The following is an 18,341-nucleotide window of genomic DNA, read 5'->3' as shown; positions in this document are numbered from 1 at the left end:
GCACCGGAGGGCGCGTCGCCGGGGGCCGGTCGGCCGGGGTTCAGCGGTCGTGGGGGCGGCGGTGCGGGGGCTGCTGCGGGGCCGGGCGTACGGGCGGGGCGGGGACCGTGCGGACGGCGGGTCCGTCCGGGGCGACGGTGAGGGTCTCGCCGTGGTGGCGGATGCGCAGGGGCCGGCCGGAGAGCAGGGTGTAGGTGGCCTTGTCCTGGGTGATCTCCACGCGCAGCCGGCGGCCCAGCAGCTGGAGGGTGAAGGCCAGCCGGCTGAACTGCTCGGGCAGCCGGGGCGCGAACCGCAGTCCGTCCGCGTCCCGGCGCATCCCGCCGAACCCGGCGACCAGCGCCATCCAGGTGCCGGCCAGCGACGCGATGTGCAGGCCGTCGCGGGTGTTGTGCTCCAGGTCGGCCAGGTCCATCAGCGCGGCCTCGGCCGTGTAGTCGTAGGCGAGCCGGAGGTGTCCGGCCTGGGCGGCGATGACGGCCTGGCAGCACGCCGACAGGGAGGAGTCCCGTACGGTCAGCGGCTCGTAGTAGGCGAAGTTGCGGGCGATGTGCTCCTCGTCGAAGTGGTCGGGGCAGGTGTACATCGCCAGGACCAGGTCGGCCTGTTTGACGACCTGTTTGCGGTAGAGGTCGAAGTAGGGGAAGTTCAGCAGCAGCGGGTACTGGTCGGGGCGGGTGCCCTCGAAGTCCCAGCGCTGGTGGCGGGTGAAGCCGGCGTGCTGTTCGTGGACGCCGAGTTCGCGGTTGTAGGGGATGTGCATGCCCTCGGCGGCGTCGCGCCAGGCGGCGGACTCCTCGTCGTCGACGCCGAGGGCGGCGGCCCGCTCGGGGTGGCGGGCGACCGCCTCGGCGGCGGCCAGCAGGTTCGCGCGCGCCATGAGGTTGGTGTACGTGTTGTCGTCGGCGATCGCGCTGTACTCGTCGGGGCCGGTGACGCCGTCGATGTGGAAGGTGCCGTGCGGGTCGTGGTGCCCGAGGGAGCGCCACAGCCGGGCCGTCTCCACGAGCAGTTCGACGCCGGTCTCCCGCTCGAAGCCGGTGTCGCCGGTGGCGGTGACATAGCGCACCACGGCGTCGGCGATGTCGGCGTTGACGTGGAAGGCGGCGGTGCCGGCGGGCCAGTACGCCGAGCCCTCGGAGCCGTCGATGGTCCGCCAGGGGAACGCGGCGCCGCGCAGGCCGAGCTGGGCGGCGCGTTCGCGGGCGGCGGGCAGGGTGCTCTGCCGCCAGCGCAGCGCCTCGGCGACCGCGTCGGGCGAGGTGTAGGTGAGCAGCGGCAGCACGAAGGTCTCGGTGTCCCAGAAGGCGTGCCCGTCGTAGCCGGAGCCGGTCAGGCCCTTGGCGGGGATGGCGCGCTGTTCGGCGCGGGCGCCGGCCTGCAGGACGTGGAAGAGCGCGAAGCGTACGGCCTGCTGGATCTCCTCGTCGCCGTCGACCTCCACGTCGGCGCGGGCCCAGAAGTCGTCCAGGTAGCCGCGCTGGTCGTCGAGCAGGCCGTCCCATCCGCTGTGCCGGGCGGCCGCGAGGGCGGCGTCGACCTGGTCGCTCATCGCGGGCCGGGAGCGGGTGCCGGACCAGCCGTGCGCGACGAGCTTCTCCACGCGCAGGCTCTGGCCGGCTTCGAGCACCGAGGTGACGGTCAGCCGGGCCACGTCGGCGTTGGACTCGCTGTCGGCGGTGGTGCCCTCGGGGCCGCTGACGACGTGGTCGGCGGCGACGGCGACCCGCAGACCGCTGCGGTGGGTGCGGTGCACCAGGCGCAGCCGGGTGCCTTCGGCGTGGTGCTCCTCGGGCTCCAGCGGCGACTTCAGGGTGACGGCGGCGCGCGGGTCGCCGTCCGAGCCGGGCAGCGACTCGTTGGCGACCAGTTCGGACTGGATCACCAGCCGGGCGCGGGAGTCGACGGGCTCCACCTCGTAGGCGACGGCGGCGATCGCGCGCTGGGTGAGGGAGACCAGGCGGGTGGAGCGCACCCGGACGGTGGTGCCGGCCGGGGAGGTCCACTCGCAGATACGGGTGAGGACGCCGCGGCGCAGGTCCAGGGTGCGCTCGTGGCGGACGAGGCGGCCGTAGCGCAGGTCGAAGGGTTCGTCGTCGACGAGGAGGCGCAGCACCTTGCCGTTGGTGACGTTGAGGACGGTCTGCCCGGACTCGGGGTAGCCGTAGCCGGCCTCCGCGTAGGGCAGCGGGTGGATCTCGTGGACGCCGTTGAGGTAGGAGCCGGGCAGGCCGTGGGGTTCGCCCTCGTCGAGGTTGCCGCGCCAGCCGACATGGCCGTTGGACAGGGCGAACACGGACTCGCTCTGGGCGAGGACGTCGAGGCCGAGGGAGGTCTCGCGGACGGTCCAGGGCTCGACGGCGTAACCGCGGTGGGTGATCACGCCTCGCCTCCCAGGTCGGCCAGGTCCCGTACGACGATGTCGGCGCCGTGCGCGTAGAGGGCGTCGGTCTGTCCGACGCGGTCGACGCCGACGACGTAGCCGAAGCCGCCGGAGCGGCCGGCGTCCATGCCGGCCAGCGCGTCCTCGAACACGGCCGCCTGCTCGGCCCGCACCCCCAGGTCGCGGGCGGCGGCCAGGAAGGTGTCGGGGCGGGGCTTGCCGGGCAGTCCGCGCTCGGCGGCCACCACTCCGTCGACGCGTACGTCGAACAGGTGCTCGGCGTCGATCGCCCGCAGTACGTCACGGCAGTTGGCGCTGGAGGAGACGATCGCGGTGCGCAGGCCCTGGGCGCGGACGGCCTCCAGATAGCGCAGGGTGCCGTCGTACGCCTCGACGCCACCGGTGCGGATCTTCTCCAGGAGCAGGGCGTTCTTGCGGTTGCCGAGGCCGTGCACGGTCGCCGCGTCCGGTGGGTCGTCGGGGCCGCCCTCGGGCAGTTCGATGCCGCGCGCGGCGAGGAAGGTGCGCACCCCGTCGGCGCGGGGGCGGCCGTCGACGTACTCGTCGTACTCGGCGGCGGCGTCGAACGGCCGGAAGTGCGGGCCCTCGCGTTCGCGCAGGAACGCGTCGAACATCTCCTTCCAGGCCGCCGCGTGCACCACGGCCGTCTTGGTGACGACCCCGTCCAGGTCGAACAGGCAGGCCAGGATTCCTTCGGGCAGACCGAGATCCGTCATGGTGGTCATGGTTACCCGCCTCGGCGGCGTCCAGTGGCCGACATGCGTCACACGGGGTGTGCTTCCGGACATGCCCGGCTCGGCGGGCCCGCCCTGATGGCACACTCCTGCCGTGGCTGTGACCTTCGACGACCTGCTCGCCCGTGCCCGCGCCCTCGCCGACGGCCGGCGCCGGGTCCTGCTCGGTATCGCGGGCGCCCCGGGCGCGGGGAAGACGACGCTGGCCGGGCATCTGGTGCGGGCGCTGAACGCCGGTGGTGAGCCGTGGGCGGCGCATGTGCCGATGGACGGGTTCCATCTGGCGGACACGGAACTGGAGCGGTTGGGCCGGCGGGACCGCAAGGGCGCCGAGGACACCTTCGACGCGGCCGGGTACGCGGCGCTGCTGCGCAGGCTGCGGGAGGAGGCGGGCGGTCCGCACACCGTGTACGCGCCGGGTTTCGAGCGGGTGCTGGAGCAGCCGCTGGCGGGCGCGGTGCCGGTGGAGCCGTCGGTGCGGCTGGTGGTGACGGAGGGCAACTATCTGCTGCTGGAGACGGGCGCCTGGGCGCGGGTGCGGGGGCAGCTGGACGAGGTGTGGTTCTGCGAGTCGCGGGAGAGTGAGCGGATCGGCCGTCTCGTCGCCCGGCACGAGGAGTTCGGCAAGGCCCACGAGGAGGCGGTGGCATGGGTGCTGGGCACCGACCAGCGCAACGCCGACCTGATCGCCACCACCCGGCACCGGGCGGATCTGGTGGTGCCGGTGACGGCGATGCCGGCACCCTAGGGGTGTCTCGCCACTCGTGCCGCCCTGGTCCGCGAGACACCCCCGGCTGAACGGGCCGCCGCCACGGGCCGTACACGCATCCGGCGGTTGCCGGCCGCGAGCGGCGGCCGGTGCGAAGGTGGGGGCATGGCACGGCGGACGGTTCTCGGGCGGTGGGCGGTGGGCGCCGCCGTCGTGCTGCTGCTGGCACAGATGGCCGTCGCCATGGTGACCGCGGCCCAGCGGCAGACACCCACGATCGACGAACCGGTGTACGTGGGCACCGCCGTGGTCCAGTGGCGCGAGCACACCCTGCGCTACAACCCCGAACACCCGCCGCTGGGCAAGCTGCTGATCGGTGCCGGTGTCGCCTTCGCCCGGCCGCAGCTGCACCCGCCGCTGCCGGCGGACCAGGGTCTGCTGGGGCGGCGGCTGCTGTACGAGTCGGGCAACGATCCCTGGCGGGTGATGCTGTACGCCCGGCTGCCGGTGATCGCGCTGACGCTGCTGTTCGGACTGGTGGTGTTCGCCTTCGCGCGGGAACTCACGGGCTCGGCGGGGGCGTTGACGGCGCTCGCGCTGTACGCCTTCTCCCCCGATGTCATCGCCCACGGCTCGCTGGCCACGCTGGACGTGCCCGCGGCCGGGTTCCTGCTGACGTCGGCCTGGCTGGCCTGGCGGGCGCGCCGCAGGCCCGAGCTGTATCTGCCGCTGGCGGGGGCGGCGCTCGGCGCGGCGGTGGCCACCCGGATGAACGCGCTCGTGGCGGTGCCGGTGCTGATGGCGCTGGCCGTGGTGTCGGTGCAGTCCGCGCGGCCGGGCGCGCGGGCAAGGGCGGTGGCGGGCGCGGGGGTTGTGGCGCTGGCCGCCCTGGCCGTCGTATGGGCGGTGTATCTGGTGGTGGATCCGCGGCTGCGGTGGACGCCGGGTCAGGTGCCCGACGTCCGCGGGCTGCGTGGCCTCCTGGTCGGGCTGCTGCCGCTGCCGGAGCCGTTCCGGGACGGGATGCGGCTGCAGTTCGCGCTGGAGAACCGGCCCTGGCAGGGTTTTCTGTTCGGCCGGCTCTACACCGGGTCGCTGTGGTACTACCTGCCGGCCGCGCTGCTGGTGAAGACCCCGCTGGGCATGCTGGTGCTGTGGGCGGCCGGTGCGGTGGCGCTGATGTCGCTGCGGCGGTTGCGGCCGGCCGCGCCCTATGTGCTGCTGCCCGCCGCGGTGCTGCTGGTGGCGGCGATGCAGGGCTCGCGGGACTTCGGGACGCGGTACGCGGTGTTCCTGCCGCTGTTCCTCGGGGTGGCCGCGGCCGGGGTGCTCGCGGCGCGGTGGCGGTGGGCGCCCGCCGCAGCCGCGGGGCTCGCGGTGTGCGTGGCGGTCAGCTCGGTGCGGGCGTACCCCTTCTATCTGCCGTACTCCAACGAGGCGTTCGGCGGCCCGGCGGCCACCCGGTACCGGCTGCACGACTCCAATGTCGACTGGGGCCAGGACCTGGGGCGGCTCGCGGAGCGGCTGCGGACCCGCTGGCCCGGGCAGCGGGTGTGGCTGGTGTACAAGGGCAGCGGTGTGCCCGCGTACTACGGCATCGAGGCGGACGATCCGCGCCGGGTGCCCGTGGACCGGGTGCGCGGTCTGCTGGTGGTCTCCGACTCGGCGGCCGCCAAGGCGACGGGGCGACTGGCCGAGCTGCTCGCGGGCAGCCGGGCGGTGGAGGACGTGGGCCACTCCATCACCGTCTACAGGCGTTGAAGATCACCCTCTGCGACCCTGGTCAGCGCGGTCGGTGAGCTATGTTGAACGTCCGTGGGCAACAAAGGAGACACACCGGTGCCATCGCCGCAGCAGGCACGCGCACAGGCGTCCGCGATCAGCCAGGGCAAGGCGGTCGCGGAGGCGGAGGCCGCCCCGGCGTCCCAGCTCAGGACGCTCTTCGACAGACCACGGCTGTCGCCCGGCCAGCGCCGTATCGCCCAGTACCTGATCGACCATCTGACCGAGGCCGCGTTCCTGTCGATCACCGACCTCGCGGACCGGGTCGGGGTCAGCCAGCCGTCGGTCACCCGGTTCGCGGCGGCGGTGGGCTTCAGCGGCTATCCGGCGCTGCGCGAGAAGCTGCAGACCATCGCCCTGGGCACGATCGGCGGTCCGGCGGTCGCCGAGGAGAGCGGCAACGAGCTGCAGTCGGCGGTGGACGCGGAGATCGAGAACCTGGAGAACCTGCGGCGCGACTTCGCCGATCCGGGCCAGGTGATCGAGATCGGCCGGAAACTGTCGCGCTCGACCCCGCTGACGGTGCTGGGGCTGCGGATCTCCGCCTCGCTCGCCGAGTACTTCGCCTACGCCGCGCGCCGCATCCACCCCGACGTCCGGCTGGTGACCCGCGGCGGCAGTGTCGCCTACGACGCGCTGCTGCAGTCCCGCGAGGCGGGCGGCACCTGGGTGCTGGCCTTCTCGATGCCCCGGCATGCCCAGGAGACGCTGGCCGCGCTGCGGGTGGCGCGCTCGGCGGGGCTGCGGGTCGCGCTGATCACGGATCTGGCGCTCGGTCCGCTGGCCGACGAGGCCGATGTCACCTTCGCCACCGGGACCGGCTCACGCCTGGTGTTCGACTCCTACGCGGCGCCGGGTCTGATGGCGTCCGCGCTGCTCCAGGCCATGACGGACGCGGACCCCGAGCGAACGCACGCCCGCCTGGAGGAGTACGAGCAGATCTCCGAGCACCATCAATTCTTCCTCAAGGACTGAGGGCACTCTCGTCGCTTTGGGGGGCCCATCGGCCCAAACCCGGCATGAATTTTTTCATGCTTGTTGCATACCCAGCGGTATATATAAATACTGCAGCAGGCACCCGGACCGCCGTCACCTACCCGCGTCGGCGCCGGGATGTTCGGTCGCGCATCCCCTGCGCGAATCCCCGTGAGCGGCCCCGGTCATCCCCTAGGCCGGGGCCGCCCACGCCGTCGAGATCCCCCGACGCCGCACGACCGGAAGCGATGCTCATGCCCCTGACGACCACGCGCACAAGCCCTGACTGGCCCTGCCAGGTGAAGACCCCCGGCAGCTACGACTGGGAGCGCTCGGCCGCGAAGTGGCTGCGCGAACTGGTGCCGGCGCGTTACGCCAGCTATCCGGCGCTCATGCGCCACCCGGTGCTGCTGGCCCGTCATGCGCAGATCCAGGTGCAGCAGGAGATACGGGTCGCCCGCACCGCTCTGCAGACCGCCCGCGCCGATCTGCCGCGTCTGGGCATGCCGGAGTCGGTCATCGAGCACACCATCAAGATGTACGCGGCCGAGGTCATGCAGCTGCAGCACATCGCGCGCAGCGTCCGCGCCGTCAGCGAGGCACTGGCAGGCCGCACCGCGGGACGCTGAACCCCGCCCCCGAGGCGGGATACGACGCCGGACGGACCGAATCCCTTCCCGCGCAGGCGCAATTCAACGCGGAACCGCTCCCGCCGCACGCGGGGTGCGACGCCGAGGCCCCGCACAGGCGGGGCAGGCACCGAACCTCCGCCGCAACCCCCCGCCGTACGCGCGGAGCTGACGCGACGCCCGTTTCAGGCGTCGGCGGAGGCCATGCCCGGGTCCACCGACTGCCCGCCGCGCGTGGCCTCGTCCCGCGCGAGCATCGACAGCAGGGCCGCGACCGTGAGGCCCGCCTCCGCTGGATGGCGCAGGACCATGCCGGGTTCGATGCGGTACGTGTTGGTCCGTCCCTCACGGGTGTGCGACAGATATCCGGCCTGCTCCAGGTCCGCGATGATCTTCTGCACGGCACGCTCGGTCAGCCGGCAGTACGCCGCGATGTCACGGATACGAGCAGTGTGATCATCGGCAATGGCGGCCAGCACGCGTGCGTGATTGGTGAGGAACGTCCACCCTGTATGCGGCTCAGGCACTCCACCCATGGGACCAGCATACGACCAGCCATTCCCGCATACCAAAGCGCGAAATAGATTTCATGTATCCCTTGACGTATTCGGGCGGCCGGTCCAGCCTTGAAGGGCAGAGGAAGGCACCAGCCCGCAGTCGGAGCACGAGTGAGGGAGAGGCCGCGATGCCGGAGCCCGCGTATTCGGCGTCCTCAGCCGACGAGGCCGTGGCGGTCCCCGGAGCAGACGGCTCCGCCGCCGGCCGACGGCCCGAGCTGTTCTTGGTCACGACCCGCACCGAGGGCGACCGCGTGGTCGTGACGGTCCGCGGGGAGATGTGCCTGGACCTGGACGACAGCCTCCAGGAGCGCCTGTTGCACGCCCTGGCCGACTCGGTGTCAGGGCTCGACCTGGACCTCGGGGACGTGGACTTCTGCGACTGCACCGGCCTCAACGCGCTGCTGCGGGCGCGCCGGGAGGCCCTGGCCGAGGGCAAGACGATCACTGTCCGGGCCGCCGCGCCCGCGGTCGAGCGGCTGCTCGACCTGACCGGCACCGGCCCCCTGTTCACCACCCAGGCCGAGCAGGACGCCGGCCGGGACCTCGGCGTGGAGGTGGTGCAGCTGCGCCGGGCCATGCGCACCCGGCCCACCATCGATCTGGCCCGCGGTGTGCTCATGGCCTCCTTCGGACTGAGTCCCGATCAGGCGTGGGACGTCCTGGTCCACGCCTCCCAGAACACCAACACCAAGCTGCACCGCCTCGCCGAGCACCTGGTGAGCGCGGTGCAGGGCGAGGCGCCGCCGGAGGCCGTGCAGCAGGAGGTGGCGGCGGCGGTGGCCCGGCTGGCGACGGAGAATGCCTAGGCCGTTCCTCGTTCGGGCGGCGCGGCAGCTGCCGGGACGCTCGGCGTCCGCCTGGGCGCTCAGCCGGCCAGGAAGCGGCGCAGCGACGCGGTCATCGCCGTCGCGAACGCCTCCTGCCGCTCGGCCGGGAGCGCGTCGAGGGAGAGGTAGGGATTGAGGTCCTCCAACTCGACGAGGAGCAGGCGCCCATCGGGCGCGCGGCAGGCGTCGACGCGCTGGATGCCGTGCTCCAGGGCGTTCCAGGCGATGAAGCCGCGGGCGAACTCCAGGTCCGCCGCCGTCGGTTCGTAGGGCCGCAGCTCCCAGCGCCGGTCGGGGTCGGGGGCGTACAGCGCGTACTGGAAGTCGTGGTCGACGAAGTAGAAGGACACCTCGTACGCGAAGTCGATGTGCGGCTGCACCAGCACGGTGCCGTCGGCGAGGCCGCCGAGCTCGGCGCCGGAGACGACGCGCAGGCCGATGGAGTCGGCGCCGAGCTTGGGTTTGACGACGTACCGGTCCGCCGCGGGCAGGCGGTGCAGGTCGCCCGCGCGGTCGACGGTGGGGATCACCGGCCGGCCCTCGGCGCTCAGGTCCAGCAGGTACTGCTTCCCGGCCATGTCCGCGCGGCCGGTCAGCGGGTTGTACACCCGCACGCCGTCGCGCAGGGCGCGGGCGCGGAAGTCGTCGTAGGCGTCCCGGTGGGCGAGGACGGGGCCGCTGTTGCGGACGACGACGGCGTCGAAGGCGTCCATCAGGGCGGCCGCGTCCCGCGGATGACACAGCGCCAGGTCGAAGTCGTCCCGCAGCCGCGCGGTCAGCCGGATGTCCTCGTCGCAGTAGCGCCGCCCGCGCGCCGGGTAGGCCAGGTCGGTGACGTACAGCAGGCGGTGCCGGCCCTCGGGCATGCGGGTCTCCTCGGTGGTGCGGTGTCCCGGCCGGGCCGCCGGACCCGGCAAGGCTAACCGCCCCCGCAGCGCACTGAGTGCCATCCGCACCCCCGAGTGCTCCGTTCCCGCCCATGAGCTCCAGCAGCACCACGCCCCGGCGCGGCGAGAAGGCGACCATGCGGGACGCGCTGATCGCCGCGGCGTTCCGCCTGTTCCTGGAGCGCGGCTACGAGCAGACCACCGTGGACGACATCGTGGCGCTCGCCGGGGTGGGGCGGCGGTCCTTCTTCCGCTACTTCCCGTCCAAGGAGGACGTGGTCTTCCCCGACCACGAGCGCTGTCTGGCCGACATGACGGCCTTCCTGGAGTCCGGCGACGGCACCGAGGAGCCGGTCGGCCGGGTGTGCGACGCGGCCCGGCTGGTGCTGCGGATGTACGCCGAGAACCCGACCTTCTCGGTGCAGCGCTACCGGCTCACCAAGCAGGTGCCGGGCCTGCGGGCGTACGAGCTGTCGGTGGTGTGGCGCTACGAGCGGGCCCTGGCCGACCATCTGCGCCGGCGGCTGCGCGGCCGCCGCGACGGAACGCTGCGGGCCGATGTGATCGCGGCGGCGGTGGTGGCCGCGCACAACAACGCGCTGCGCTCCTGGCTGCGCTCGGACGGCCGGGGCGACCCGGAGGCGGCGGTGGACCGCGCGCTCGGCTATGTGCGGTCCGCGTTCGGCGCGGGTCCCGCAGAGCCTGTCGAGGAGGACCCCGAGGACGTGGTGGTCGTCGTCTCGCGGCGCGGCGCCCCCCTGTGGCGGGTGGTGCAGGAGATCGAGACGACGCTGGCGCCGCGCGGCTGAGCGCGGCCGCGGACCGCACTGGAACCCGGTACCGAAATTCCTGGAACCCAGTACCTTTACTGGTGGCACTGAGTGCCATACGCTGTCGCCGTGCACGGTGGCACACGCCTCCGCGTACAGACGTGCGCGGCGTGCCGCGCGCGGGATTCCGGCCGAGCGCAGGGAGTTGACCAGCGTGTACCACCACTCAGGAAGCGTCACTCAGCATGCATCCGGCTCCGCGGCGGGCGTCCTCGAACACCGCCCCGCCGCCCGCGCCGGGGACGCCGCACCCGAGACCATCCTGTTCCAGCGCTGCACCTGGTGCGGCACCGCCATGTACCACCGGCTGCTGTGCCCGGTCTGCCAGGGCAGCGACCTGCGCACCGAGCGCAGCGAGGGCGTGGGCACGGTCCGCCACTCCACCGTCGTGCACCGCAACACCCCGGCCGCCCGCAATGTGTCGCTCATCGAGATGGCCGAGGGCTTTGTGATCCGGGGCCGGGTCATGGGCCCGCCGATCGGCATCCACAGCGGCGACCGGGTGCGGCTGTCCACGGCCAAGGACCCCGTGCGCGGCGAGCCCGTCTTCCAGCTGATCGACGAGCCGTACCGCGCCTGGACCTGACCGTCAGGGCCGGCCCGGCACCACCCGGATCCCCACGGTGCCCCGCGTGCCGCGCCTGAGCCGGCTGCCGAGGAGGCTGAGGCGGCCGACCAGGCCGTGCTTGCGGGCGATGAGGGCGCGGTAGCGGGCGCTGGTCGCCTCGTCGCAGATCTCGGCCGTGCCGGGCACCTGGGCGCCCGTGGGGTTGCCGCGCACATCGCAGGGGCCGACCAGGACATCGGCGCGGCCCCGGATCCGCTTCACCTTGAAGGAGTCGGCGACCGTCCAGACGCCGAGCGCGTCCCGGTCGCGCACGACCCAGACCGGCGTGGCGACCGGCGTACCGTTCCTGCGGTAGGTGGTCAGCAGCAGGTACTTTCCGTCGGCCAGCCGGTCGAACGCGATCGTCTCCATGAACCGCAGTGTAGGCGGCGGTCCGCGGGCGCCGGCCGACGTATTTTCCCGGCGGTGCGGCATTGATCAACTTGTCGGTCTAGATTGCTCGTTGCCACCCCGTACCACCCGGCAACCCAGGAGCTGATCCCGTGACCGAGAACCCGCCGGCCGCAGAACCGACCGCCCAGGCGCTGCGCGCCCGTATCAAGACCGACCAGCCGCACACGGCGCGGATCTGGAACTACTGGCTCGGCGGCAAGGACAACTACGAGGTCGACCGCGCCGCCGGCGACCAGATCCGCCAACTCCACCCCGGCATCGGCGAGTACGCCCGCGCCGACCGGTTGTTCCTCGGCCGCGCCGTGCGGCACCTGGTCGCCGAGGAGGGGATCCGGCAGTTCCTCGACGTCGGCACCGGGCTGCCCACCGCGGACAACACCCACGAGGTGGCCCAGCGGCTCGCCCCGGACGCGCGGATCGTCTACGTCGACAACGACCCCCTGGTCCTCGCCCACGCCCGCGCCCTGCTCACCAGCACCGACGAGGGCGCCACCGACTATCTCGACGAGGACCTGCGCAACGTCGACGCGATCCTCGAACACGCTGCGAAGACGCTGGACTTCAGCAAGCCGATCGCGCTGATGCTGCTCGGCGTGGTCATCTTCATCGGTGACGACGAGGACCCGTACGGCCTGGTACGCCGGCTGATGGACGCCCTGCCCTCGGGCAGCCACCTGGTGCTGTCGCACACCGTCACCCACCCGCAGATGCCGGACGTGGACGAGGCCGTGAAGTTCTGGAACGAGCACGGCACCCCGAAGCTCACCCAGCGCACGCCCGAGGCCGTGGCCCGCTTCTTCGACGGCTACGAGCTGCTGCAGCCGGGCGTGGTCTCCTGCTCGCGCTGGCGGCCGGAGCACACCAACGGCGCCGAGCCGGAGGAGGTCGCGATGTTCGGCGGGGTGGCCCGCAAGGCGTGACGGACGCCCCGAGGGCGCACCGGACGCCCTCGCACCGGACGCCCTCGTACCGGCGGACTCGCTGAACACCCGTGGGGCGCGGCCCGTATGGAGGGGTGGGCGCTCGACTGCGGGAGCGCCCCGCGGCGTGAGGTGCCGCGTCCTCAAGGGTTCGGGAGTCATGCATGGGGCACGCACGACGGCGGATCGTCCGGCGGGTGACACGGCTGGCGGCCGTCGGCGGCCTCCTTCTGGGGGGCGCCATGGTCGGCCAGGCGGTCGCCGACGAGCCGCCGGGCCCGTCCGCGCCGCCCCGCGCCCGGGTCACGTCGGCCGGCGCGGATCTGGAGGCCCGGCTCGGCCCCTCGCGGACGGCGGGCAGCTGGATCGGCAAGGACGGGCGGACCGTGGTCGCGGTCACCGACACCGGCGCCGCGGCCGAGGTGCGCCGGGCCGGTGCCGAGCCCAAGGTCGTCCGGCACAGCCTGGGCGAACTGCGGTCGGCCGTGGCGGCGCTGCGCGCGGCCCCGCGCGTGGCGGGCACGGCGTGGGCGCTGGACTACCGGTCCAACGAGGTGGTGCTGCGGGCCGACCGCACGGTCTCGGCCGCGGACTGGACGCGGCTGACCTCTCTGGCGCGGAACCTCGGCGCCCCGGTGCGCGTGGAGCGCACCGCGGGCACCTTCACCACCCGGCTGAACGGGGCGCAGCCGATCCTGTCCACCGCGGGGCGCTGCTCGGCGGGGTTCAACGTCACCGACGGCCGCGCGGACTTCATCCTGACCGCCGGGCACTGCGGTCCCACCGGGTCGGTGTGGTTCGCCGGCCCTCAGGGCGGCGAGGAGGTGGGGCGGACGGTGCGCGGAAGCTTTCCCGGCGACGACTACTCGCTGGTGGGCTACACCGGCGGCCGGGCGGGCGACGGCGCCGATGTGGTGGACCTCGGGGGCGGGCGGGGTGTGCGGATCACCGGTGCGGCCGATCCGTCGGTCGGGCAGCGGGTGTTCCGCAGCGGCAGCACGAGCGGACTGCACGACGGTGTCGTCCGCGCGGTCGATGTGACGGTCAACTACCCCGAGGGCAGCGTCAGCGGCCTCATCGAGACGGACGTGTGCGCCGAACCCGGCGACAGCGGGGGGCCGTTGTTCGCCGAGGGCATCGCGCTCGGCATCACCTCGGGCGGCAGCGGTGACTGCGCCGTGGGCGGTACGACGTTCTTCCAGCCGGTGACGAAGGCGCTGGAGGCGCTCGGCGTACGGCTGGTGGCACCCGCGGGCGGGGCGGCCCCGGCGCCCGAGCCGTCCGCGTCGGCACCGCAGAGCGCCCTCGCACCGGGCGAGGTCTCACCGGGGTCGTCGGCTCAGGTGGGCGGGGAGCCCGCCTCGACACTGCTGTCGAGGCTGGCGGATCCGCGGAACACGGGTCCGGGGCTGCTCATCGTCGCGGGAAGCCTTGTGGCCCTGGTGGCCACGCGGTTCATCCGCGCGGAACAGGACCGCAAGGCCTACCGCAGTCACTACTCGGCGACCTGGGGCTGAGCCCCGTGAGGCCGCGGGAGGACGAGGGAGGACGAGTGACTCAGGCGGCCCGCGCCGGCTGCGGGGCCGCCACGGCGGCCCACTCCAGTACGAGCCGCTGGTACTCCTCGCGCTGCTCGACGGTCAGTGTCCCGCCCGACCGGCGCCACAGCGCCCGGATCTCCTCGTTGACCTCCGCGGCCGATCGCTCGGAGACGGGTTCAACAGTGGTGGACATGCTGTGAAGCATACGGCGCCGGAGGTGAAGACCATGTGAGTAAGGACGGACGAACCGGACAAAAGAGACCGTGTTGCTGATCACGTCCCTCTGGCCGGAACCTCAAGCGGAATCCAAGCATCAGGTTCCGGGCTTGCGGCCGTACACGAAGACGTCGTCGCCCTTCTTCAGCAGCGACCAGTACTTCTTGGCCGTGGTCGTGGTCATGTTGACGCAGCCGTGCGAGCCCGGCGGGTTCCACATGCTCACCTTCACCGAGTGGAATGCCTGGCCGCCGTCGAAGAACTGGGCGTAGGGCATGGGCACGTCGTAGATGCTGGAGACGTGGTCGATGTTGCGCCAGTAGATCTTCTTCAGACCGGTGCGTGTCTCGTACCCGTTGCGCCCGGTGCGCACCGGCACCGGCCCGTACACCAGACGGCTGCCGTCCTGGATCCAGGTGATCTGGAGCGTGAGGTTGACGCAGGCGATCCGGCCCTTGTTGGTCGGGCACTTGCCGTCCCGGTTGGGGTTGTCGCCGACGGCCCGCTGCTTGCGCATGAGGTCCATCACACCCCAGGTGACGGGACCGGCGTAGCCGATGTTCGGCTTGATGCCGTGCTTGTCCTGGAACGCCTTGATCTTCTGGCAGTCGGTCGGCGACTGCACGCCGTCCACGGTCAGACCGAGGAACTTCTCGACCTGCTTCTGGTAGGGCCCGGTCGATGTGGTGCAACTCGCGGCCTGGGCGGGCGCGGCGCCCAGCCCGAGCGCCAGCGGCACCACGAGCGCGCCGGTCCCCACGACCGCGGCTCCTCGTCTGCGTATGTCCCCCATGAGCTTCCTCACCTTCCCGTACTCCCCTGCGGCGCACGCACACCGTGCGACGTCTGCCTGCAAGACCACCGTCGGGCAGCGGCGGTTGCGGCGGGAGGGCATTTCGCGACGGAACGGTGACATTTCCCGGCCCTTCTCCGGCGCACGGCCCGCGCCCCCCTCACGCGGGCGCCTCCTCCCCGGTGCGCGCCGCCTCGCCCGCGACGGCGCTGTCCGGCTGCCGCGCCGGGAGGTCCCGGCGGGTGCGCACCGGGGAGAGCAGTACCGGCAGGAAGGAGGCCGCCAGCACCACGGAGCCCGCCCACAGCGTCACCCCGACCCCCATGAGCTCACCGAGCAGTCCGGCCAGGGCCGCTCCGACGGCGAGGGCGCCGGTGAGCATGAACCGGAAGGTGGCGTTCATACGGCCGAGCAGGACGTCCGGCGTCATCCGCTGGCGCAGGCTCACACCGAGCACGTTCGCCGTGCCGATCTTGGCCATGGACAGCACCCAGCCGAGTCCGGCCGCCCACAGCCAGGGCCCGGGTCCGATCAGCGGCACCAGCAGCGCGGCCGGGGCGAGGAGCACCCCGGTGAGCGCGTGGGTGCGCCCGTGGCCGAGGCGGGCGGCGAGCGGCCGGGCACAGCGGGCGCCGAGCAGGAGGCCCAGACCGCCCGCCGCCCAGAAGAGCCCCAACGCACCGGCCGACAGGCCCAGTTCGCGGACGAACAGGATCGGCAGCACGGTGTTGACGATCTGCACACCGAGGTTGGTGAGGGTGGCGGTGAGCGCGAGGGCGCGCAGTTCGGCGTTGCCCAGGACGTGCCGCAGCCCCTCGGCGATCTGGGCGCGCAACCGGGTCCGCCGCGGCGCCGGTGGGGGCGCCTGCCGTCCGCCGACGGCGGTGAGGCGCAGTGCCGAGGCGAGGTGGGCGAGCGCGGTGAACAGCACGGCGACCGGCGCGGTGAGCAGCTGCACAAGACCGCCGCCCGCGCCGCGTCCGGCGATGTTGCTCACCGCCTGCAGGCTCACCACGGCGGCGTTCGCGCTCACCAGTGCCTGACTGCCCACCAGTTGGGGCAGTGTGCTCTGCGAGCCGACGTCGAAGAACACGGTCGCGCAGCCGGTGAGCAGCACCACCGCGTAGAGGTGGCCGAGGGTGAGCGCGTCCAGCCACCAGGCCAGCGGGATCGAGACGTTGAGGGCCGCGCGGACCAGGTCGGCGGCGATCAGGACGCGGCGGTGGCGCATCCGGTCCACCCAGGCCCCGGCGGGCAGCCCGATCAGCAGGAACGCCAGGGTGCTGAGCGCGGCGAGCGCGCCGACCTGGCCGGGGCTCGCGTCCAGCGCGGCGACGGCGACCAGCGGGACGGCCACATAGCCGACGTTCGTGCCGAGTTGGCTCAGGGCGGTGGCGGTGAAGAGCGTGCGGAAGTCGCGCACGCGCCAGGGAGAGTCGGAACGGGTGTCGGTCTGCACGCCAACACGCTGCCCCACCATGGCATCGCAGGACAAGTGAAGAGTTCTCCATCAACTCTTAAGCGGAGCTACGGAGTTATGGGCCGGGCTGTCGAAAGATCACCTCCCCGGCTACCGTGTGCGCCCATGTCCGCGTTCCTCTCCCAACTGCCCGCGCTCCTCGGTGTCGTCATCGGCGCCCTCGGCTCGTATCTGGCGGTCGTCCGCAGTGACGGCGCCCGCTTCCGGCGTGAGCGGGACGCCCGCTGGGAGGAGCGGCGGCTCGGGGTGTACACGGACTACGCGCGGGCGGTGAAGCAGACCGTCACGCTCACCTACCGGGTGGCCGCGCACCTCGGCAACGACCCGCATCCGCATCCGCTGTCCCCCGAGGAGGCCGAGCCGCTGCTGGCGGAGGCGACGGTCGGCCGGGACCCGGTCGGGGAGGCGCTGCTGATGCTCGGCAGCACCGAGGTGGTGGAGCGGGCGCGGGCGTGGGTCGTGGTGGCCCTGGAGATGGAGGGCTTCCTGCGGGCGGGCACCCGCGATCCCGAGGCATGGCGGCGGCTGATGGAGAAGCAGCGCGCCGCCCGCCGGGCCTACTACGACGCCGTACGCGAGGATCTGGCGCTGCCGCCCGGCAACCCGGCGCGCTGGTCCCTGCCGTCGGCGGACGGTCAGCGGTAGCCGGTGGTGTCGGCGGGCCTTCCCGGGTCCTGGACCTCCACCAGATAGCGCCAGCAGTCCGGGCGGCTGCCGTCGAGGTCGGTGAAGCCGTAGACCTGGGCGAGGCCGCCGCTGGACAGCGACTGCCCGTTGAAACGCGCGACCTCGGGATCGGCGGCGAGCGCGGCGACCGCGCGGCCGACGTAGCGCGGGGTCTCGGAGATCGCGAAGTGCGGCTGCTTGTCCAGCGCGTCGCGCCAGTTGTCCTCCCGCACCCCGAAGGTCTCCAGCATGATCTCCGAGCGCATCCAGCCCGGCGTCAGCGCCACGGCCGTGGCTCCGCGCGGGCCGAGCTCATGGCCGAGGGCGAACGCCATGCGCAGCACGGACGCCTTGGCGAGGTCGTAGAAGAAGGAGTTCCGGTAGTGCGCGCCGTTGTACTCGGCCGTCCCGTCGGTCATCTCGACGACCAGCCCGCCGGGGCTGCGCAGCAGCAGGGGCAGGGCGTGGTGGCTGGTGACGGCGTGCGTCTCGACGGCGAGCCGGAGCAGTCTGAGCCCTTTGTCCAGGTCGTGCTCCCATACGGGCGCGTCCCACTCGAACAGGTGCTCCCCGCCCCAGATGTCGTTCACCAGGACGTCCAGCCGGCCCCGCTCGGCGTCGATCCGCTCGACCAGGGCGCGCACCTGCGCCGGGTCGAGGTGGTCGGCGGGTACGGCGATGCCCTCGCCGCCCGCCTCGGTGACCAGGTCGGCGGTGTCCTCGACGGTCTCGGGGCGGCCGTACTCCGAGCGGTGCTCGCGTGTGGTGCGTCCGGTGACGTACACCGTGGCGCCCGCCGCCCCGAGTTCCACGGCGATGCCACGGCCCGCCCCGCGGCTCGCCCCGGCGACGAGCGCCACCCTGCCCTGCAACGGCTTGTCCATCTGTCCGGCCTCCTTGGCTCGTGACTGTCGTGTGACGACGACACTGCCCTGGAAACCGGTCATCTCCTGTCGCCTTTACGACCGGATCATCCGGCGGCCCGCAGCTTCTCCCCCAGCTCGTCGAACCCGGCCACGAACCAGATGTGCCCGCCCTGGTTCGTCTCGCGCAGGAAGTCGCGCAGCGCCCCGCTCCCGGCGGCCTGCCGGGAGACGTCTCCCACGACGGCCAGCCGCACCCGGTAGGTGACGAACTTCTGCGTCACCGCGCCCGCGACACCGGAGCCGAGCCGGAAGAACGCGTCCGCCACCCGTTCCACCGGCACCGCCACCACCCCGGCCTCGTGGCCGAGGGCGTCGCCGATCAGATCCAGCGCCGCGCTCTCCCCGTCCAGGAGGGGACCGTCGGGGGCGCAGCGCAGGACGCGGACGCCGTGCAGGGTTTCCAACGTGTGGGTGGTCATGGCGGTGATCCTAGGGACCGCG

General features: G+C 72.8%; 20 protein-coding genes. 10 read left to right on the top strand and 10 right to left on the bottom strand.

Annotated features, from left to right (window positions below; translation table 11 throughout):
- Window positions 1–40 precede the first annotated feature (40 nt).
- Together ACSU6M_RS30600 and ACSU6M_RS30595 are read right to left on the bottom strand one after the other, a co-directional pair.
- Window positions 41–2,383: a glycoside hydrolase family 65 protein gene (locus ACSU6M_RS30600; protein ID WP_437074078.1), complete on the bottom strand. Its 2,343-nt coding sequence runs from the start codon at window positions 2,381–2,383 to the stop codon at window positions 41–43.
- Window positions 2,380–3,120 (bottom strand): HAD family hydrolase, encoded by a 741-nt coding sequence (locus tag ACSU6M_RS30595; protein WP_437074076.1) that lies wholly within the window; start codon window positions 3,118–3,120, stop codon window positions 2,380–2,382. The genes ACSU6M_RS30600 and ACSU6M_RS30595 overlap by 4 nt, the downstream gene beginning before the upstream one ends.
- 112 nt (window positions 3,121–3,232) lie before the next feature.
- On the opposite strand from ACSU6M_RS30595, the gene ACSU6M_RS30590 reads away from it, so the two are divergent.
- From ACSU6M_RS30590 to ACSU6M_RS30575, 4 genes are all read left to right on the top strand, one after another.
- Window positions 3,233–3,886 carry a nucleoside/nucleotide kinase family protein gene (locus ACSU6M_RS30590; protein ID WP_437074074.1) on the top strand — a complete coding sequence of 218 codons (654 nt, stop codon included), beginning with the start codon at window positions 3,233–3,235 and terminating at the stop codon, window positions 3,884–3,886.
- Between the two features lie 126 nt (window positions 3,887–4,012).
- A complete protein-coding gene (locus ACSU6M_RS30585; RefSeq protein ID WP_437074072.1) occupies window positions 4,013–5,608 on the top strand; it encodes a glycosyltransferase family 39 protein in 1,596 nt (531 codons plus the stop codon).
- A gap of 78 nt (window positions 5,609–5,686) precedes the next feature.
- Entirely contained in the window at window positions 5,687–6,604 is a 918-nt protein-coding gene (locus ACSU6M_RS30580) for a MurR/RpiR family transcriptional regulator (RefSeq protein WP_437074070.1), read from the top strand.
- Between the two features lie 248 nt (window positions 6,605–6,852).
- Entirely contained in the window at window positions 6,853–7,233 is a 381-nt protein-coding gene (locus ACSU6M_RS30575; protein WP_437074068.1) for a hypothetical protein, read from the top strand.
- A 185-nt stretch (window positions 7,234–7,418) separates the two neighbouring features.
- Here ACSU6M_RS30575 and ACSU6M_RS30570 read toward each other — a convergent pair whose 3' ends face one another.
- A complete protein-coding gene (locus ACSU6M_RS30570) occupies window positions 7,419–7,769 on the bottom strand; it encodes a helix-turn-helix transcriptional regulator (protein ID WP_437074066.1) in 351 nt (116 codons plus the stop codon).
- A 149-nt stretch (window positions 7,770–7,918) separates the two neighbouring features.
- Between ACSU6M_RS30570 and ACSU6M_RS30565 the strand changes: the two genes are divergently transcribed.
- Window positions 7,919–8,599, top strand: coding sequence for an ANTAR domain-containing protein (locus tag ACSU6M_RS30565; RefSeq protein WP_437074064.1), 681 nt, complete (start codon window positions 7,919–7,921; stop codon window positions 8,597–8,599).
- A gap of 59 nt (window positions 8,600–8,658) precedes the next feature.
- On the opposite strand, the gene ACSU6M_RS30560 is transcribed toward ACSU6M_RS30565, so the two are convergent.
- Window positions 8,659–9,486, bottom strand: a complete 828-nt coding sequence (locus tag ACSU6M_RS30560) for a hypothetical protein (RefSeq protein WP_437074062.1) — start codon at window positions 9,484–9,486, stop codon at window positions 8,659–8,661.
- A 113-nt stretch (window positions 9,487–9,599) separates the two neighbouring features.
- Between ACSU6M_RS30560 and ACSU6M_RS30555 the strand changes: the two genes are divergently transcribed.
- Window positions 9,600–10,316: a TetR family transcriptional regulator gene (locus ACSU6M_RS30555; protein WP_437074060.1), complete on the top strand. Its 717-nt coding sequence runs from the start codon at window positions 9,600–9,602 to the stop codon at window positions 10,314–10,316.
- Window positions 10,317–10,491: 175 nt separating this feature from the next.
- Window positions 10,492–10,923, top strand: a complete 432-nt coding sequence (locus tag ACSU6M_RS30550; protein WP_437075417.1) for a Zn-ribbon domain-containing OB-fold protein — start codon at window positions 10,492–10,494, stop codon at window positions 10,921–10,923.
- Window positions 10,924–10,926: 3 nt separating this feature from the next.
- Here the strand turns inward: ACSU6M_RS30550 and ACSU6M_RS30545 are convergent, their stop codons facing one another.
- Window positions 10,927–11,316 (bottom strand): PPOX class F420-dependent oxidoreductase, encoded by a 390-nt coding sequence (locus ACSU6M_RS30545; RefSeq protein ID WP_437074059.1) that lies wholly within the window; start codon window positions 11,314–11,316, stop codon window positions 10,927–10,929.
- Window positions 11,317–11,447: 131 nt separating this feature from the next.
- Here ACSU6M_RS30545 and ACSU6M_RS30540 point away from each other — a divergent pair, with 131 nt between their 5' ends.
- Together ACSU6M_RS30540 and ACSU6M_RS30535 are read left to right on the top strand one after the other, a co-directional pair.
- Window positions 11,448–12,278 (top strand): SAM-dependent methyltransferase, encoded by an 831-nt coding sequence (locus ACSU6M_RS30540; protein WP_437074057.1) that lies wholly within the window; start codon window positions 11,448–11,450, stop codon window positions 12,276–12,278.
- A 164-nt stretch (window positions 12,279–12,442) separates the two neighbouring features.
- The gene (locus ACSU6M_RS30535; RefSeq protein ID WP_437074056.1) at window positions 12,443–13,795 is read left to right on the top strand and encodes a S1 family peptidase; all 1,353 of its coding nucleotides are present in this window, start codon (window positions 12,443–12,445) and stop codon (window positions 13,793–13,795) included.
- A gap of 40 nt (window positions 13,796–13,835) precedes the next feature.
- On the opposite strand, the gene ACSU6M_RS30530 is transcribed toward ACSU6M_RS30535, so the two are convergent.
- The 3 genes from ACSU6M_RS30530 to ACSU6M_RS30520 form a co-directional block, all read right to left on the bottom strand.
- Window positions 13,836–14,024: a hypothetical protein gene (locus ACSU6M_RS30530; RefSeq protein ID WP_437074055.1), complete on the bottom strand. Its 189-nt coding sequence runs from the start codon at window positions 14,022–14,024 to the stop codon at window positions 13,836–13,838.
- 108 nt (window positions 14,025–14,132) lie between these two features.
- The gene (locus ACSU6M_RS30525) at window positions 14,133–14,828 is read right to left on the bottom strand and encodes a L,D-transpeptidase family protein (protein WP_437074053.1); all 696 of its coding nucleotides are present in this window, start codon (window positions 14,826–14,828) and stop codon (window positions 14,133–14,135) included.
- Window positions 14,829–14,988: 160 nt separating this feature from the next.
- Window positions 14,989–16,287: an MFS transporter gene (locus ACSU6M_RS30520; protein WP_437074051.1), complete on the bottom strand. Its 1,299-nt coding sequence runs from the start codon at window positions 16,285–16,287 to the stop codon at window positions 14,989–14,991.
- Between the two features lie 126 nt (window positions 16,288–16,413).
- Here ACSU6M_RS30520 and ACSU6M_RS30515 point away from each other — a divergent pair, with 126 nt between their 5' ends.
- Window positions 16,414–16,953 (top strand): hypothetical protein, encoded by a 540-nt coding sequence (locus ACSU6M_RS30515; protein WP_437074050.1) that lies wholly within the window; start codon window positions 16,414–16,416, stop codon window positions 16,951–16,953.
- On the opposite strand, the gene ACSU6M_RS30510 is transcribed toward ACSU6M_RS30515, so the two are convergent.
- Window positions 16,944–17,858 (bottom strand): SDR family oxidoreductase, encoded by a 915-nt coding sequence (locus ACSU6M_RS30510; RefSeq protein WP_437074049.1) that lies wholly within the window; start codon window positions 17,856–17,858, stop codon window positions 16,944–16,946. The two genes, ACSU6M_RS30515 and ACSU6M_RS30510, sit on opposite strands and share 10 nt — an antisense overlap.
- 86 nt (window positions 17,859–17,944) lie before the next feature.
- Window positions 17,945–18,319, bottom strand: a complete 375-nt coding sequence (locus tag ACSU6M_RS30505; protein ID WP_437074048.1) for a DUF4180 domain-containing protein — start codon at window positions 18,317–18,319, stop codon at window positions 17,945–17,947.
- Window positions 18,320–18,341: the final 22 nt, after the last annotated feature.

It is taken from the genome of Streptomyces sp. enrichment culture (genome assembly GCF_964272895.1).
In the GTDB taxonomy this organism is placed as follows: Bacteria; Actinomycetota; Actinomycetes; order Streptomycetales; family Streptomycetaceae; genus Streptomyces.
The sequence above is the reverse complement of the archived record's forward strand: the minus strand, read 5'-3'. Positions and strand labels throughout refer to the sequence as shown.